The 15,381-nt window shown below is 42.0% G+C and carries 18 protein-coding genes and 1 pseudogene; all 19 read right to left on the bottom strand.

The features are described from left to right. Positions 1-3 precede the first annotated feature (3 nt). Positions 4-648, bottom strand: a complete 645-nt coding sequence (gene plsY, locus FYJ75_RS00710; RefSeq protein ID WP_154427822.1) for a glycerol-3-phosphate 1-O-acyltransferase PlsY — start codon at positions 646-648, stop codon at positions 4-6. Then, a complete protein-coding gene (gene der, locus FYJ75_RS00705; RefSeq protein ID WP_154427820.1) occupies positions 649-1,974 on the bottom strand; it encodes a ribosome biogenesis GTPase Der in 1,326 nt (441 codons plus the stop codon). 67 nt (positions 1,975-2,041) lie between these two features. Further along, positions 2,042-4,015 carry an ABC transporter permease gene (locus FYJ75_RS00700; protein WP_154427818.1) on the bottom strand — a complete coding sequence of 658 codons (1,974 nt, stop codon included), beginning with the start codon at positions 4,013-4,015 and terminating at the stop codon, positions 2,042-2,044. After that, positions 3,990-4,895, bottom strand: a complete 906-nt coding sequence (locus tag FYJ75_RS00695; protein WP_154427816.1) for an ABC transporter ATP-binding protein — start codon at positions 4,893-4,895, stop codon at positions 3,990-3,992. Before FYJ75_RS00695 ends, FYJ75_RS00700 begins: the two co-directional genes overlap by 26 nt. Continuing rightward, positions 4,879-5,262 carry a GntR family transcriptional regulator gene (locus tag FYJ75_RS00690; protein WP_154427814.1) on the bottom strand — a complete coding sequence of 128 codons (384 nt, stop codon included), beginning with the start codon at positions 5,260-5,262 and terminating at the stop codon, positions 4,879-4,881. The genes FYJ75_RS00695 and FYJ75_RS00690 overlap by 17 nt, the downstream gene beginning before the upstream one ends. 107 nt (positions 5,263-5,369) lie before the next feature. Then, a complete protein-coding gene (locus FYJ75_RS00685; RefSeq protein ID WP_154427812.1) occupies positions 5,370-6,407 on the bottom strand; it encodes a M42 family metallopeptidase in 1,038 nt (345 codons plus the stop codon). Between the two features lie 16 nt (positions 6,408-6,423). Then, a complete protein-coding gene (pgeF, locus tag FYJ75_RS00680; protein WP_154427810.1) occupies positions 6,424-7,299 on the bottom strand; it encodes a peptidoglycan editing factor PgeF in 876 nt (291 codons plus the stop codon). Between the two features lie 24 nt (positions 7,300-7,323). Then, complete coding sequence (locus tag FYJ75_RS00675; RefSeq protein ID WP_154427808.1) at positions 7,324-7,680, bottom strand: YraN family protein; 357 nt, start codon at positions 7,678-7,680, stop codon at positions 7,324-7,326. Positions 7,681-7,699: 19 nt separating this feature from the next. Continuing rightward, the gene (locus tag FYJ75_RS00670; RefSeq protein ID WP_154427806.1) at positions 7,700-7,984 is read right to left on the bottom strand and encodes an EscU/YscU/HrcU family type III secretion system export apparatus switch protein; all 285 of its coding nucleotides are present in this window, start codon (positions 7,982-7,984) and stop codon (positions 7,700-7,702) included. Positions 7,985-7,988: 4 nt separating this feature from the next. Further along, on the bottom strand, positions 7,989-9,671 hold the full coding sequence (gene fliK / locus FYJ75_RS00665; RefSeq protein WP_154427804.1) for a flagellar hook-length control protein FliK: 1,683 nt from the start codon (positions 9,669-9,671) through the stop codon (positions 7,989-7,991). 6 nt (positions 9,672-9,677) lie between these two features. Then, positions 9,678-10,451 carry a ribonuclease HII gene (locus FYJ75_RS00660; RefSeq protein ID WP_154427802.1) on the bottom strand — a complete coding sequence of 258 codons (774 nt, stop codon included), beginning with the start codon at positions 10,449-10,451 and terminating at the stop codon, positions 9,678-9,680. 10 nt (positions 10,452-10,461) lie between these two features. Continuing rightward, positions 10,462-11,007, bottom strand: coding sequence for a signal peptidase I (gene lepB / locus FYJ75_RS00655; protein WP_154427800.1), 546 nt, complete (start codon positions 11,005-11,007; stop codon positions 10,462-10,464). 25 nt (positions 11,008-11,032) lie between these two features. Beyond that, positions 11,033-11,875: a ribosome biogenesis GTPase YlqF gene (gene ylqF / locus FYJ75_RS00650; protein ID WP_154427798.1), complete on the bottom strand. Its 843-nt coding sequence runs from the start codon at positions 11,873-11,875 to the stop codon at positions 11,033-11,035. Positions 11,876-11,891: 16 nt separating this feature from the next. Then, positions 11,892-12,476, bottom strand: a complete 585-nt coding sequence (gene lepB / locus FYJ75_RS00645; protein ID WP_328596800.1) for a signal peptidase I — start codon at positions 12,474-12,476, stop codon at positions 11,892-11,894. 101 nt (positions 12,477-12,577) lie between these two features. After that, complete coding sequence (rplS, locus tag FYJ75_RS00640) at positions 12,578-12,931, bottom strand: 50S ribosomal protein L19 (protein WP_154427796.1); 354 nt, start codon at positions 12,929-12,931, stop codon at positions 12,578-12,580. Positions 12,932-13,047: 116 nt separating this feature from the next. After that, a complete protein-coding gene (locus tag FYJ75_RS14990; protein WP_456300121.1) occupies positions 13,048-13,371 on the bottom strand; it encodes a GNAT family N-acetyltransferase in 324 nt (107 codons plus the stop codon). 441 nt (positions 13,372-13,812) lie between these two features. Then, positions 13,813-14,502: pseudogene (gene trmD / locus FYJ75_RS14985) on the bottom strand (tRNA (guanosine(37)-N1)-methyltransferase TrmD); the annotation flags it as partial. 13 nt (positions 14,503-14,515) lie between these two features. Continuing rightward, the gene (gene rimM / locus FYJ75_RS00630) at positions 14,516-15,025 is read right to left on the bottom strand and encodes a ribosome maturation factor RimM (protein WP_154427794.1); all 510 of its coding nucleotides are present in this window, start codon (positions 15,023-15,025) and stop codon (positions 14,516-14,518) included. A gap of 125 nt (positions 15,026-15,150) precedes the next feature. Continuing rightward, a complete protein-coding gene (locus FYJ75_RS00625) occupies positions 15,151-15,381 on the bottom strand; it encodes a KH domain-containing protein (RefSeq protein WP_154427792.1) in 231 nt (76 codons plus the stop codon).

Genomic DNA, 15,381 nt, shown 5'->3' with positions numbered 1-15,381 from the left:
TCATTATTTCGCTTTCTGTCCAAATTTATTTTCTGTTCCGTTTAACAGACGTACAATATTTGCACGGTGTCTCCAGATTCCCATTGCTGCAAAACAAACGGTCAGAATGTCAAACTCCATAATCCAGTCTGCTCCAATATGTAACATTCCCATATGATTAAACAATATGACCTGAATCAAAAATGCAATCAGCATACAGATTGAACCAAGAGACACATATCTCGTAATTCCGACAAGGACAATAAATAATCCCAGGCACACCGGTACTGCCAGAGGACACACGGTCAGTATCACACCAGCTGTGCATGCGATTCCTTTTCCACCCTTAAACTTCAGATAAAAAGGAAAATTATGTCCAAGAACCGCACCAAATCCAGCGTACATTTCAAGTACCTTCACCGCATCCGGATAACGGTTGACAAATAGAAAATGCGCAATTACAACTGCGAGGATTGCCTTACACAAATCCCCTGCAAATGTAATTGCTCCCGCCTTCCAGCCGAGGGTACGAAGCGTATTTGTTGTTCCCGAATTACCGCTTCCATGCTGACGGATATCTACCCCCTTGCTCTTTCCATAAATGTATCCCGTCTGAAATGTCCCAAGAAAATAACCAATTACAAGTACGATCAAACGTGCAGCTATCATTTATTTATCTTCCTTTCGTTCCCTGATTATGAACTTTAGTGCTGTTCCACGAAAACCAAAGGTATCCCGGATACGGTTTTCCAGATATCTGGTATATGAAAAATGCATCAGTTCCTTATCGTTTACAAAAATAACAAATGTCGGTGGTTTCACCGCAACCTGTGTAATGTAATAGATCTTCAGACGTTTTCCCTTATCGGATGGTGGCTGCTGCATTGCAACTGCCTCTGCTACGATCTCATTTAATACACCGGTCTGGACTCTCATAGAATTGTTCTCGATCACAACATCAATGAGATCAAACAATTTGTTCACACGCTGACCTGACTTTACAGAGATAAAAAGGATCTCCGCATATGGCATAAAACTAAGGATCTGCCGGATCTTCTCTGTGTGCTTCTTCACAGTTGTATTATCCTTTTCGATCGCATCCCATTTATTTACTGCAATAATAATGCCTTTTCCTCTTTCGTGCGCAATTCCTGCGATCTTTGCATCCTGTTCTGTAACACCCTCTGTTGCGTCGATCACAATAATGACTACATCGGATTTCTCAACTGCTGTCACCGCACGGATAATACTGTAACGCTCAATTTCTTCTTTAATCTTATTCTTGCGCCGTAATCCAGCCGTATCAATGAAAACATATTCTTTTCCATTATATTTAATATCTGTATCAATGGCATCTCTGGTTGTTCCCGCAACATCAGATACGATTACCCTGTCTTCCTGCGCCAGTCTGTTGATCAGAGATGATTTTCCAACATTTGGTTTTCCAATGATCGCAACCTTTGGTCTTTCGTCCTCTTCCTCAAGACCGGCTCCTTCCGGGAAGTTTTTTACAACTTCATCCAGCATATCTCCAAGTCCGAGCATGGATGATGCCGATACCGGATGCGGATCTCCGATTCCAAGATTATAAAATTCATAGACATCTGCCATGTATTTTTCAAAACTGTCTACTTTATTGACTACAAGCACAACCGGTTTCTTTGATCTGCGCAGCATATCTGCGACTTTGGAATCTGCATCCTGCAATCCCTGACGTACATCGGTAATAAACATGATAACATCTGCTGTTGCAATTGCGATCTCTGCCTGTTCTCTCATCTGCGACAGAATTACATCCCCGCTTTCCGGTTCGATACCACCGGTATCAATCAGGGTAAAATTATAATTCAGCCACGTTACATCTGCATATATACGGTCCCTTGTTACACCCGGAGTATCTTTCACGATTGAAATACGTTCTCCTGCAAGTGTATTAAAGAGGGTTGATTTTCCAACGTTTGGGCGGCCAACTATAGCCACAACTGGTTTACTCATTCTGCTCTCCCTTTCTAATTTTTCAGCGATTCCCATATATAATACTATAAAAGCAGAGGAATAACAACTATTGTTCTTCTGAACTGATGACACCATTTTCAATCAATGCCCGCATTGTATTTGTACATTCTTTTCCAATTGAAACAGGAATTGTCCACGTTCCATCTCTCTTGTAAGAATATGGCACCGGTCCATAACCACCGGAGTCTTCATCGGCATCATAAACAGTTCTGCTGGAATAAATCCCTTTTCTTGCGGTCTCCATAACAGAGGTGGAATATCCAGAATTTTTCTGACAGCGCTCATAGATATTTTCATAGGTAGCCCCTTCCGGAAGCTGGTATTCAAGATATAGCTGATAGGAATACGGTGTTTCGTCATCTTCACCATCTTCTTCACAATATGGCATATTATACTTCTGCAGGCTTCCCTCTTCCGCATCTTTGCAAAGTGCATCATAAATGCTCTGCGCCTGTTCCTGGCTGATCTCCCGGTCTCCCTGATAGTTCATATCCTGATCATACCGTTCCAGTGTGCCTCCTTTGATCTGAATATTCTCATAATCATAGCACACCAGCTGTTTCATAAACGGATCCTTTTCCAACTCCTTTTTCTGGATCTGCGCTGCGTAATCAAACTGTTCGCTATCAAGAGGTACCGTATATTCACGGGATATCCAGTTTCCCTTACTGGTACGATAAAGAATATCTATGACTGCCTGTTCATCCGATTCTCTCTCCTGTTTCTTAAGTTCCCTGCTGTCACTTAAAATCTGTTTCTGCAGATCCAGTACCTGTTTTACATCTTCAGTTTCATATTCGATTGGATAATCCAGATATACAAATGCGGTCTGAACATCGTCCTGATCCGGACAAAAACTCTCAATTTTTCCAGCTGTCAGCATCATACAGCCAAAAGACGCCAGTAAAAATACCGTATATATCGCACATTCGCCCCATCTTTTTTTACAGAATACCCTAAAAGATTTGCGGACCAGCATCTCTGCCACATAAAAGAACACAATTCCATATATCATAATACCTACAATAAATATTGGCAATTCTTCACCAATATTCATAGTCATAAGAATTCCTGCTGTCATGCATGCAAGAGAAAAACTTCCGCAAAAACCAACACCCCAACGGAAAATTGGTTTTAAAACAGGAAATGTCAGGAAGTCTCCTGCGGATTCCAGTTGTCTTTTCTTATATAAGAAATAAGACAGGACAAAAAGCATTACTCCCATGAGCGTATAACCAGCCACGATATGTGCACCGCTGAAACTGATTCCCCTTACTGCGGTATAAGTGTTATTGACCCATTCTGTTTTCTTGTGAAAATTAACCAGACGAAACGCATAATAAAATGGAGATAAAAACTCCAGATGAATCGCCTGTACCACATCCGAATAGTCAATTCCAAATGCAAATATTGAAATGATCAGTGAAACAATTGTTCTCACTCCGACATATAAAAAATTGCCGATCACGTAATACGCTGCTACTGCAAGCATCTGTCCGGTAAGCATTACACAAAGAACAGCCATTCCATAGCATGCAATGGAAAAACCTGCCATTACAAGAATCCAGATTCCCAGATATTGTACATTGGACACCCCATAAGCGAGACATACCAGTACACTCAGCATAAATGCGATCACCTGCGGAACGATCAGAAACACAAGACCTGTAATCAGATTGGTTCCATAAAGATCTGCTCTTGTAACCGGAAGTGCATGGATCATGTTCGAGCTTCTTCCATTAAAAAGATAACTGAAAAAAGCCATTGCAAATACAACTGCCATTACAAACACCAAAAACATCGGGAGCTGTAATTCCAATACATTCGCCAATACTTCAAACCTTGCCTCATCTACTGTCGGTCCACCCTGAAAAGTGCGTGAAGCATTGCGAAATCCTCCCCACAGACTCAACGGCAGTATCAACTGAAGGATTAATGTATAAATCCCCCATAAAGGCCAGTATAATGTCGCATTTTTGTGAAAAATGGTCTTACTAAAAGAGAATGTCTTTGACTTCATAATCCGCACCTCCCATCTCATATATAAAAATTTCTTCCAGGGTAAGTGGAAGGATATCCACAATTGCAAGATTGTCTTCCTCTGCGGAAACTGCCCGTGCGACCTCTTTTGGATTTCCTTTCACAATCATCGTATATACCCTTCCCGAATTGGACATATGTAACACTTCAAATTCCTTTGGCATTTTCGGCATTCCCGTCTGGCATGCGATCTGGACCTTTGAGATATTTCCCTGAAGTTCCATCAGTGACCGTTCGATCATAATACTTCCTTTGTTCATAATTCCAACATGGTCACATACATCTTCCAGTTCTCTTAAATTATGCGATGAAACAAGAACTGTCATCTTATGTTCTGCCACTTCCGACATCAGAATACTCCAGATCTGTCTTCTCATAACCGGATCCAGTCCATCCACCGGCTCATCCAGGATTATCAGCTCCGGACGACAGCAGATTGCAAGCCAGAATGCCACCTGCTTTTGCATTCCTTTCGACAAACGACGAATATTCCGTTTTACATCAATCGAAGGGAAAAATTCCTGCATACGAAAAAACATCTTCTCATCAAAATTCGGATATATTCCACGATAATATTTCATCATAACCATCGTATCTGCCTGAAGAAAATAAAACAGATCATCCGGTATATAAGAGATTCTCGCCTTAACCTCACGATTCTCATAGATTGGTTCGCCCTCAATCAGGATCTCTCCCTGATCCGGACGATACACGCCCGTCAAATGACGGATCAATGTTGATTTTCCAGCACCGTTTGGTCCCACCAGTCCATAGATGCTTCCCTTTTCCACCTTCATATTCACGCCATCCAGAGCACGAAATCCATCAAAATCCTTGACTACATTATTTACCTGTATCATTCCAAACTCCTTTCTCAATCCTGTCGAGTCTTTTCTGCAAGACTTCTTTTCCTACAGATAAATCCATCAATTCTGCAGCAGTCTCATCAAAATTCTGCAAAAGTGCCCTGACATGCTCTGTTTTCAGTGTACGGTTATCCGCCACAAAAGTTCCCCTGCCGCATACAGAATATACATATCCTTCCCTTTCCAATTCACGATATGCACGGCTGATCGTATTCGGATTGATTGCAAGCTTTGACGCAAGTTCCCTCACGGATGGTAGCTTTTCATCCGGTAAGAGGGCATCTGTGATTACAAGTTTTTGTACGCTGTCTATGATCTGTTCATAGATTGGTCTTACATCCCGATAATTTACCTGAATCAAGCGGCCACCTCCTTCTAATAAGTGTACTATCATTCTTCATACACATACTATACCAGAAGCGCCGCTTGAATAAATGTATTTCTATCAAATATTTTCTTAAGATTTCCTTATTTTACGTATGCACAGAGCAGGCGGAATGTATTGAATACCCCATCTTTATGGCTTCTCTCATAGCCATGAGACGCATAAACCCCGGAACCTATCAATCCATGTCGGATGTCATAACCTGCTCCCAGGGCAACATCCACATCCGATCCATAATGTGGATATACATCTACAGCAAAATCAATATCCTCTTCTTTTGCAGCTTTGATGAGTCTCGTTACCACATCATAATTGTACGGACCATTACTGTCTTTCGCACAGATAGAAACCTGACGTTCCGTACATGCAAGACCTTCTCCCACGCATCCCATATCTACCGAAATCATCTCTTTTACACCATCTGGCATAGAAGCAGCGCCGCCGTGTCCCACCTCTTCATAAACAGTTACATGATGATAAATTCTCTGTTTTGTCGTGATATGCTCCTCTTTCAGATACTTTGCAAATCCAAGAAGAATTCCAACACTCAGCTTATCATCAAGGAAACGGCTCTTGATATAGCCAGATTCCGTGATCACGGTACGCGGATCAAAGCAGACAATGTCGCCTGTCATGATACCAAGTTTTCTGGTTTCCTCAGCGGATGAAACATTCTCATCCAGAACCACTTCCATGTCGTCATATTTTCTCTGGGTATCATTATATTCTCCGTTCACATGGATCGATGCATTATTCAGCTGGAATGTTCCGGAATATACACCATCAAAACGGGTTACGATGCGGCAGTTCTCAGCCTCCGCATTGTTCGGATTCATTCCGCCTAACGGAGATACTTTTAAGTTTCCATTGCTCTTTACCTCACAGACCATTGCTCCCAGTGTATCAATATGCGCTGCAAGAACCAGTCCATCATCTTTGTTTTCTCCTCCAAGATCAACAAATACGCCACCTTTTGTTGTCATCTGTGGCTCATAACCAAGTTTGCGATATTCCTCCATAACAAATTCCGCCGCATTAGCTGTATAACCGGTTGGGCTGTCAATGGCCAGTACCTTCTGTGTTTCTTCCACGATATAATCTAAATATTTTTCCTGATTCATATTCTTACCTCATTTCTTATGATTTCTTCTTTATATACATAAATGCACCAAGATTGCCACGTTTTCCATGGCTTGCACGATGTGAAAACAGCAGATCCGGATTGCAGCAGGTGCAAACATTCGTTACCGCAAGATGCGCCGGACAAACGCCTGCCTCTAAAAGTACAATTTCATTCGCTTTCCAGAGATCCAGCTGATATTTTCCATTCTGTTTATCCAACAGGATCACATCCTCTTTTCCAGGGAATGCGCGTTTAAATTCTTCTGCCACATCTTCACTCACCTCGTAACAATCCTGGCAGATTGACGGTCCAATTACTGCAAGAACCGATTCCGGATCTGTGCCAAATTCCTCATGCATTTTCCGGATTGTAGCAAGTCCCATACGTTTTACCGTTCCACGCCATCCGGAATGGCTCATTCCGATTGCTCTGTGAACCGGGTCCACAAAATAAAGCGGTACACAATCTGCAAAAAAAGTGGAAAGCACAACTCCTGGTTCATTTGTTACAAGTCCATCCACATCATGATAATCTCTTTCTTTTAAAATTCCTTTTCCTTTATCCTGTGCACCAACTCTTATCACATTTGTCGTATGTGTCTGCTCCGTAAGTACAAAATCCCCGACGGAAACAGAGAGTGCCTCAGCCAGCCTCTCATAATTCTCACGTACGGCTTCCTCGTTATCCCCCCGTGTAAAGCTAAGATTCATCGAGGAGAAAATTCCGTTGCTTGCGCCTCCCTCTCTTGTTGTAAAGCAATGCTCTACAATTCCACACTCTTCAAGCATGCGAAATTTTAAAAGTGGCAGATTTCCACCACATTTCAATTCTTTTTTCACAAGCATGAGTGGCTCACCGCTATTCTTTTTCTTAAAATCCTGATATTGCATTTTACTTCCTGTTCCTTATTATTTCTATTTATGATATGCCTCAAATGCATTCTGATACAGTCTGATCGTATTTCCTGTGATTGCGAGTACATCAAACCTGCACGGTGTCCATTCATTCCCTCCATGTGTCAGCAAATAGTACCATGCTACCTTGGTTATGATCCTCTGTTTTCTGAAATCCACAGCTTCCACCGGAGTTCCAAAGCTTTGGCTGCCACGGAATTTCACTTCTACAAACACCAGATATTCTGCGTCCTTCGCAATAATGTCAATCTCTCCAAACCGGTTTCTGAAATTCCGTTCTACAATCTGATATCCGTTTTCCGTCAGATAATCTGCTGCAATCTGTTCATATTCTGCCCCGATCCTTCTTTTATTCATTTATCCCCCATTGCATTTCTTACATTTTATGCTCGATTTTTTCCTTCATCCGATCCATATCATCTACAAATACCAGTATCTCCGCAACAACCGAATATAGCTCTGGCGGGATCATTTCTCCGATTTTCAGTCTGGATAATGTATCTGCCAGCTTATGATCTTTATATAATGGAACTTCATTTTCTTTTGCGCTCTCAATAATCCGATCCGCAACCTGCCCTTTTCCGGCTGCCAGAATTCTAGGTGCCGCGTCATCCGGATCATATGCAATTGCAACCGCAGTTCTGTCTTTTTTCTCTTCCATTGCTCTACGCCCTCATATCAAATGAATATCTTCTCAGTTTTCCTGTCGGTGGCTGATCTTTTTTCAGAAAATCATCCACAAATTCAATCTTCTTTGCCTCATTCGTCACTTTAAGATTACACGTATATCCCTTTTCTTCGAGGCGCTTCTCAAGTTCCGGAAGATGTTCGCACAGCACCGCATACGACAGATCATCTTCTATGTAAAAATTGGTTGTTATCTCCTTCTGCCACAGTCGAAGTGAAACATCTGTAGAACCAAGATGTTCCATATCCAGATGTAAAAACGCAGTAATCTCCCGATCTGACTCCTGTAATGCCTTTTTATTTGTATATACATATAATTCACCGTTTGCACTCTGTCCTGACATTCTGAGAGGAAGCTGGACATAGTGATATACCTGATTGATCTGGTCCATAAAATTAACATTTGCGCGGATATCAGCAACCGTCTGTTCCAGTCCGGAATGTGTGTTTCCCTGTGCTTTCACCATTTCTTCCAACTGCTGCATCTGTCTGTCCAGTCTTTCATATAACTGTCTCACTGAATGTTCTTTTGTCAGATCCTGCGGGCGCAGTTCCCACTGGCTCTCCAATGTTTCTTTCAAAATGCCCTGCAGTTCCCTGCCACTCCAAAGTGCCTGCAATGCCTTTCGTGGTATTGCACTCTGCGTATCCGGAGATTTCAAAAATTCAGCCAGTTGTCGCAGAAAATCCGTATCTGACATACCAGTATCTGCACTTGCAGTATCCATATTTACAATATCTGGATTTACAACATCTGAATTTGTGACATCCGTTTTTCCTTCCAGCATATTTTCAAATTCCGTACAATCCATACCGATGTTTTCCAGCTGTGGAATCAGTTTTTGTAAAACATCCCTGGATACCAGCGGTTCTGATATGTATTCCTGCTGTGCTGCTGCCTGCTGCATGACTGCCGTCTGTGTTTGTGTATGATTGTTCTGCGGGGCTGATGTCATCGTTTCCGTTTCCTGCATTTCGTTTCCCGCAATAACCATAAGGATCTTAGCACTCTGGTCAGCTAACTTTCCAGTTGCAGTATTGGGATGATCCATTACTTCCGGAAGCTGTTCTATGACCTGTTCCATCTTTGTCTGAATATTTCGTTCGTCCATACGATAATTTTCAAACTGGGACAGATTCTCTTCTGTGACCGGAAGATTTAATTTTGTCATCTGGATGATTGTCTGCAAATCTGCATCCGGATATTTCTGAACCAGTCTTGCCATATCCCAAAGATGTCCCTTATCGATTGGGAGCTGTTCCTGCATCATCCCATTGACCATGTTCAGATTTCTGGAATCAGCCGGAAGACCAGCCGCTTTCAGAGCATCATATAGTGTCAGATTACCAGACTGTCCGTCGATCATAAAAGGCCGGATTGCTACAGTCGTCCCATCGTTTGCTTTCACCTGAAAGAACATAGACTGCCCTTTCATAAGTGCAACCTGACCATCCATTCTTGCAGAAATCTGTTCTCCATTTGACAGTCCAAGAAGAACCTGTCCATTCTGGATTTCGTTGATCGTACCTTCAAAAATAGTTCCTGCTGCCATCTCCCGGATTGTGGAAACAAGCTGTTCCACACTCTTTACGCCTGATGAATCAGAAACTGCAGTCTGCGTATTTTGTGTATACTGTCCCAACAAATCGGATATCTGCATATTCTATCACGCTCCCGTTTCGATAAAATTCCGGATAAAGGTTGCTCTGTGGATTGGTGTCGGTCCCAGGCGCTTTAAAGCCTCTATATGCTCTGCAGATCCATATCCTTTATTGGATGCAAACCCATATCCAGGAAGGATTTTATCATATTCCTCCATCAACCGGTCTCTTGTTACCTTTGCAATAATGCTCGCCGCACCAATGGAAATACTTTTCGCGTCTCCTTTGATAATCGGAACCTGTCTAATTTTAATCCCCGGTATGGTAACCGCATCGTTCAAAAGCAGATCAGGTGCCGTTTTCAGCTGCATAATAGCCTGATGCATCGCCTCATAGGTTGCCTGCAGAATATTAATCTCATCTATTCTTGCTGGTGAGACCATTCCAATTCCTGTTGCCACTGCCTTCTGCATGATCTCGTCATACAGTTCTTCTCTTTTTGCTGCAGACAGTTTTTTGGAATCATTGATATACAAAATATCACAGTCTTTTGGAAGAATCACGGCTCCTGCCACTACCGGACCTGCAAGCGGTCCACGTCCCACCTCATCTATTCCACAGATGTAATGATAATCACTGTATTCTCTTTCAAACTTCTGAAGATTCCAGATGCGTTCTTTTTCCGCCTCAAGCTTATGAATACGCTTCTTCGCCTGTTCTACAAGCTTTTGTACTCCGCTCCTCTTATCCTCCTGATACGCTTCTATGATATCAGGAAGCTGCTCTGTTTTTGTCCCGGCAAACAACTCCCTGATCTCTCCGATTGTCTTTTGTTCCATTTCCTGCTCCTCATGCATTCTTATTCAAAAATCCAATTCGGTCAAACGGATATAACCGCATAAATGCCCTGCCCACTATATCAGAACGTTTTATAATACCAACCGATGGATCCCTGCTGTCACTGCTGTTATTCCGATTGTCTCCCAGAACAAAATATTCTCCATCACTCAATGTAATCGGATCTTTCGCCATTCCCGGATCACGGATCACTTCTTTTCCGTAAGATTCCTGAAGTGGTTCTCCGTTGATCATGATGATTCCATTTTCAGTGATCGATACCGTTTCTCCCGGAAGTCCGATAATTCTTTTGATATAGAACGTGTTTTCTTTATATTGAAATGGAAAAACAATAATATCAAAGCGTTTTGGATCTTCAAAACGATAACTGATCTTATCGATGATCAGATTGTCTCCATCATATAAGGTTGTCTCCATCGACGGACCATCCACAACCGTACGCTGGGCAACAAAATGCACGATCAGCCATGCTGCCACAAAAATACCAAGAAAATACAATATCGTCCCTAAAATTTTACGAATTGTCCGAAGTCCCATTGCCTTCCCCCATCTGCGATTTCCGTTATTTTACTATTTCCAATGTGATTTTTCCGAGTTTTCCACTACGAAATTCATCAATCAAAAGCGTTGCTGCCTTACTGTAATCAAGTTCATTTCCTTTTGAAAGACAGTTTCGTTTCTCCGCTATCTCACAGAGAATATCTGTATCTTTCTGTTCTTCGTCAACGCCATAACGATCCTTTAAGACACCCGGATACATACCTGTCAGTATATGGATAAGTTCAATTGCAAGCTCGTCTGTATTCAGGATCTCATCCTTGATGGAACCGATCAGTGCCAGACGAAGTCCTACCATCTGATCTTCAAATTTTGGCCAGAGAATTCCCGGCGTATCTAAAAGTTCTACATTCTTATTCAGGCGGATCCATTGTTTTCCTTTGGTCACACCTGGTTTGTTTCCTGTTTTTGCACATGCCTTTCCTGCATACGAATTAATAAATGTCGACTTACCGACATTCGGAATTCCTACAACCATAGCCCGGACAGGACGGTTCTTTATTCCACGCTTTCTGTCACGCTCCATCTTTTCTTTGCATGCTTCCATAATTACGTCTGTAACATTTTTCATACCGTTTTTACTTCTTGCATCCAGGCATACCACGAAAAAGCCCCTGCTTCGGAAATAGCTGCTCCAGGCTTCTGTCTGTTTTCTGTCTGCAAGATCGGATTTGTTCATCAGAATCAGACGATATTTATTTTTCCCAAGATCATCAATATCCGGATTGCGGCTGCTAAGCGGAATTCTTGCATCCACAAGTTCGATCACAAGGTCGATCAGTTTCATATCTTCCTGCATCTGACGTTTTGCCTTTGTCATATGCCCCGGGTACCATTGAAAATTCATAATTGTCTCCTTTATTCTAGTGGATCCGCCCCATATCGCCAAATGACGTGATACGATACCAGGCTTTTCCTATAACATATTCTTCTTTGATATTGCCAATATTGGCATATCTGCTGTCTTCACTATTGTTCCGGTTATCTCCAAGTACAAAATACTCATCATCCCCTAAAGTAATCGGATCTGCGGCAAGCCCCGGATCATCAATGGATGCTACTCCTGACGGCACGTTATAAAGTTCATCATTCACGTATACTGCACCATCTTTGATCTGAACTGTATCTCCCGGAACCGCAACAACACGTCTCACGTAATAATGTGATTTTTCATTGCCGTTCGGCAAAAACACCACAACATCATCCTGCTTTGGTTTTCCAAGCATATATCCAAAACGGTTAATCAGAATATTATCCCCGTTAGACAGGGTACTTTCCATCGCCTGTCCTACAACGGTTGTCCGAAGTCCAAAGAAATATACCGTTACAAATGCCAGAAAAACGGTAATTGCGATTGCAATCGTCCATGTTATGATTTCCTTGAAAAGAGGCAGATTAAACTTTCTTCTCCTCCGGTTAAAGTTCAGTCCATTGCTTCGTCTGCTCACGGTTTTATCTCCTAACTGCGTAAATTACATTGTCTATTGTACTATAATTCAGGTGAAAAAAAAAGGGCGAATGCCGAAGCATCCACCCTTTGAAGCCAGTCTTATTTTACTAACTCTTTAACCTTTGCTGCTTTACCGATACGATCTCTTAAGTAGTAAAGTTTTGCACGTCTTACTTTACCTTTACGTACAACTTCAACTTTCTCTACGTTTGGAGAATGTAATGGCCATGTCTTCTCAACACCTACACCGTTAGAGATTTTTCTAACAGTGAAAGTAGCACGGTTGCTTCCGCCCTGTTTCTTTAATACAACGCCTTCGAAAACCTGGATTCTTTCACGGTTTCCCTCTTTGATTTTACCGTAAACTTTTACAGTATCACCAACGTTGAACTCAAGAGCGTCTGCTCTTAACTGTTCTGCTTCAATGTTCTTAATAATTTCACTTGCGTTCATTTTGTGACCTCCTATTATTTTGATGTTCTTAATGCAATCTGTGCAACAGAGGACCATCACTTTTATTCACAACATTAATAATCTATCATAAATCAACTGCAAAAGCAAGCTGTTTTTTAATTATTTTCTTCCGGCTTTTCCATCCAGTATACAGTACTCTTTGAAGTATAAAGTCCCAATGATTCCTGCAGTTTCATCGAGCGGTCATTCCCCTCAATTACCTGTCCGTAAGGGATGTGTCCCAGTCTGAGTGAATAATTGATCATATAAGTTTCCAGTGCTTTTCCAATTTTCCGGCCGCGATATTCCGGAAGAACCTCCAGAAGACCGATACTGCCTTCTTCATGGGTTCCAATAAAACCTGCAAGCTGTCCATCTACAAATGCTCCAAACATTTCACCACTTGCAATCCGGTTCTTTATGTATACCGCATCATCCATATGTTCATAATGGTCGCAAACAGTTTTCAGGTGTGCAAACGTGAGCGGACGAATCACTAACCCCTGCTCCGTTGGCTGTCCATCTCCTCTGTAAAGACCACTGATTGGCAGTTGTTCCCGTCTCGTATAAACAACCTGTCTACATCCGAACAGAAGATTCATCCCAAGGAAATCGGAAAGATCGTCTACCGGCTGCTCCTGATGAAGCACCAAAAGATCAATATCTTCTCTCTTCTTCTCAGAAAGTCCGCGGAAAACCTCCATCGGATCTGCGGTTTCATCCAGCGCTGTAAAATAATACACATGGCTCTTAGGTTCCATAAGAAGAATGTTTGCCCCTTCACGTGCAACCAGTTTTGCCCGTCCTCTGTTGATTGCCTCAATCATATCAATATGCAGAAGCTTCTGTTTCATCAGAATGTCTTTGCATTCCTGAAGTTCTTCATAACGCTTATACAGGTCAGGCCTTCTGTCTTTTGTACGCCCGATTGACGCCTGCAGTCTCCATGCATCGATCTCTTTTTGATTTCCGGACAGCAAAACCTTTGGCACACTCTTTTCATGCCAGATTTCCGGTCTTGAATACTGTGGATATTCCAAAAGATCCTGATGGAACGATTCCGTTTCTGCCGACATCTCATTATTTAAGACCCCTGGAACCAGTCTTGCAACGGCATCCACCATGACCATCGCAGCGAGCTCACCCCCAGTCAGCACATAGTCACCAATGGATACATAGTCTGTGACGACTTCCTCAAGCACACGTTCATCAATTCCCTCATAATGACCGCAGAGAAAAACAAGATCATCATTTTCTGCCAGTTCCGCTGCCATATCCTGGTTAAACGGTGTTCCCTGCGGAGTGACATAGATTACTCTCTTCCTGTGATTCTCCGGTATCCGATCAAACACACTCTGGCAGGCATCAAACACCGGCTGTGCCTGCATCAGCATTCCAGCTCCGCCACCATAAGGATAATCATCCACCTTTTTGTGCTTATTCTGACTGAAATCCCTGATATTGACAGCTTCTATCCCTATATAATTCTGTTCTGCCGCCCTTCCGGTTATGCTTGTCATAAGCCCCTGCATCACCATTTCCGGAAAAAGCGTTAAAATATGAAAATTCATGATCATCCCTCTGTTAATCTCTTAATCCCGGCATCAAATGCACTTTCATTGTGTGTTCTTCCACATTTACATCCAGAATACATTCGTGGATTGCTGGAAGAAGCAGGTCTTTTTGTCCCTTGCTGCTGATCACATATACATCGTTTGCACCAGTCTGTAAAACATCAGATATCGTGCCCAGCTGCTCTCCTTCGTCCGAGATAACATCCATTCCGATCAGATCTGCAATAAAATACTCATCTTCTTCAAGTTCTACCGCATCTTCTCTTGTTACATACAGTCCTGCTTTTTTATATTTTTCAATATCATTTATATTATCTATCCCTTTAAATTTCAGAATGACCAGATTCTTAAAGAATTTCACATTCTGAATTTCAAGATCAAGCGTTGTTTTTCCATCATCCAGTATTACATTTTTCAAATCAAGGAATCGCTTTGGATCATCTGTCGTTGGAAACACTTTCACTTCACCGCGAATTCCATGTGTGGTAGTGATCACACCAACCTGCAATAAATTTTCCATACTTTTCTCCTGTTCCCTTATTTACTTTCGAGCTGCATCCATGCAAAGCTTTCTTCATTTATAAGAAAATTCTTTTTTTATAAACTAAGAAAAAAGCCGTCCCGAAAACGAGACGGCTTAGAAGATTACTGCAGAATCTCTACAATAACCTTTTTGTCTTCTTTTGAGGCTGCGGCTTTTACAACAGCACGAATTGCTTTCGCAATTCTTCCCTGTTTACCGATCACTTTGCCCATATCAGACTGTGCAACACGTAATTCCAAAACAATTGCTTTCTCATTCTCGGTCTGAGTAACAACTACCTCATCCGGGTAATCGACTAGTGATTTTGCAATTACTTCTACCAATTCTTTCAT

Origin of the sequence: Roseburia porci, assembly GCF_009695765.1 — a bacterium.
Lineage (GTDB): Bacteria > Bacillota > Clostridia > Lachnospirales > Lachnospiraceae > Roseburia > Roseburia porci.
The sequence above is the reverse complement of the archived record's forward strand: the minus strand, read 5'-3'. Positions and strand labels throughout refer to the sequence as shown.

Excerpts from the sequence above, each read along its gene's own strand:
- plsY (WP_154427822.1), bottom strand. The coding sequence starts at position 648 with ATGATAGCTGCACGTTTGATCGTACTTGTAATTGGTTATTTTCTTGGG.
- der (WP_154427820.1), bottom strand. The coding sequence starts at position 1,974 with ATGAGTAAACCAGTTGTGGCTATAGTTGGCCGCCCAAACGTTGGAAAA.
- FYJ75_RS00700 (WP_154427818.1), bottom strand. The coding sequence starts at position 4,015 with ATGAAGTCAAAGACATTCTCTTTTAGTAAGACCATTTTTCACAAAAAT.
- FYJ75_RS00695 (WP_154427816.1), bottom strand. The coding sequence starts at position 4,895 with ATGATACAGGTAAATAATGTAGTCAAGGATTTTGATGGATTTCGTGCT.
- FYJ75_RS00685 (WP_154427812.1), bottom strand. The coding sequence starts at position 6,407 with ATGAATCAGGAAAAATATTTAGATTATATCGTGGAAGAAACACAGAAG.
- pgeF (WP_154427810.1), bottom strand. The coding sequence starts at position 7,299 with ATGCAATATCAGGATTTTAAGAAAAAGAATAGCGGTGAGCCACTCATG.
- FYJ75_RS00675 (WP_154427808.1), bottom strand. The coding sequence starts at position 7,680 with ATGAATAAAAGAAGGATCGGGGCAGAATATGAACAGATTGCAGCAGAT.
- FYJ75_RS00670 (WP_154427806.1), bottom strand. The coding sequence starts at position 7,984 with ATGGAAGAGAAAAAAGACAGAACTGCGGTTGCAATTGCATATGATCCG.
- fliK (WP_154427804.1), bottom strand. The coding sequence starts at position 9,671 with ATGCAGATATCCGATTTGTTGGGACAGTATACACAAAATACGCAGACT.
- FYJ75_RS00660 (WP_154427802.1), bottom strand. The coding sequence starts at position 10,451 with ATGGAACAAAAGACAATCGGAGAGATCAGGGAGTTGTTTGCCGGGACA.
- lepB (WP_154427800.1), bottom strand. The coding sequence starts at position 11,007 with ATGGGACTTCGGACAATTCGTAAAATTTTAGGGACGATATTGTATTTT.
- ylqF (WP_154427798.1), bottom strand. The coding sequence starts at position 11,875 with ATGAATTTTCAATGGTACCCGGGGCATATGACAAAGGCAAAACGTCAG.
- rplS (WP_154427796.1), bottom strand. The coding sequence starts at position 12,931 with ATGAACGCAAGTGAAATTATTAAGAACATTGAAGCAGAACAGTTAAGA.
- FYJ75_RS14990 (WP_456300121.1), bottom strand. The coding sequence starts at position 13,371 with ATGGATGATGCGGTATACATAAAGAACCGGATTGCAAGTGGTGAAATG.
- rimM (WP_154427794.1), bottom strand. The coding sequence starts at position 15,025 with ATGGAAAATTTATTGCAGGTTGGTGTGATCACTACCACACATGGAATT.
- FYJ75_RS00625 (WP_154427792.1), bottom strand. The coding sequence starts at position 15,381 with ATGAAAGAATTGGTAGAAGTAATTGCAAAATCACTAGTCGATTACCCG.